At 37.2% G+C, this 288-nt stretch carries 1 protein-coding gene; it reads left to right on the top strand.

Features of this window, described 5'->3' with window-relative positions:
* On the top strand, window positions 1-288 hold a 288-nt coding region (locus AAEZ05_RS28175; RefSeq protein ID WP_350649845.1), incomplete at both ends, for a hypothetical protein.

Raw genomic sequence — 288 nt, 5'->3', positions numbered from 1 at the left:
ACTTAGCATTAATGCTGGAACGTTTTATTTTTGATGAAATAAATATAAGTAAGTTATCTGTTAAAGCTGATCTTGATACAGCGGCCGATTGGCAAACTAATATTGCAATAGATGTTGGTTCGGCTTTAGTTGCTGAGCAACAAATTAACAGTGTAAAAATAGATGCAACAGGGGATAAAAAAGATCATCAACTTACCGCATCTGTTGATGCGCAACAAGGTGCAGTTGAGTTTGAAGTTAATGGTCAACTTACCAATGCGATTTGGCAAGGTGCATTGAGCAATGTGC

The sequence above is a fragment of the Pseudomonas sp. HY13-MNA-CIBAN-0226 genome, assembly GCF_040310305.1.
Taxonomy (GTDB): Bacteria; Pseudomonadota; Gammaproteobacteria; order Pseudomonadales; family Pseudomonadaceae; genus Aquipseudomonas; species Aquipseudomonas gregormendelii.
Note: the sequence above shows the minus strand (reverse complement) of the source record. Positions and strands in the feature narration are given on the sequence as shown.